The 233-nt window shown below is 44.6% G+C and carries 1 protein-coding gene; it reads right to left on the bottom strand.

Annotation, left to right across the window (positions count from 1 at the left end; translation table 11 throughout):
• The coding region (locus SB756_RS35770; RefSeq protein ID WP_410913982.1) for an efflux RND transporter permease subunit at positions 1 to 233 on the bottom strand (233 nt) is incomplete at both ends.

Genomic DNA, 233 nt, shown 5'->3' with positions numbered 1-233 from the left:
CAAGTACATAACAACAAACACCAACACAACCGCTTCTATAAGCGTATGAATTACTTTTTCAATTGAAAGCGCCACAAATGGTGTAGTGTCGTAAGGCACAACCGCTTCAAGTCCCTCAGGAAAAAATGGCTCTAATTCGGCAATGGCATCTTTTACACCCTGCGCAGTATCAAGCGCGTTGGCGCCACTGGCCAATTTAATCCCTAAGCCAGAAGCTGGTTTTCCATCATAAC

This window comes from Pseudomonas sp. SIMBA_068, assembly GCF_046534705.1.
GTDB lineage: Bacteria > Pseudomonadota > Gammaproteobacteria > Pseudomonadales > Pseudomonadaceae > Aquipseudomonas > Aquipseudomonas putida.
This window is presented reverse-complemented; position numbering and strand designations above follow the sequence as displayed.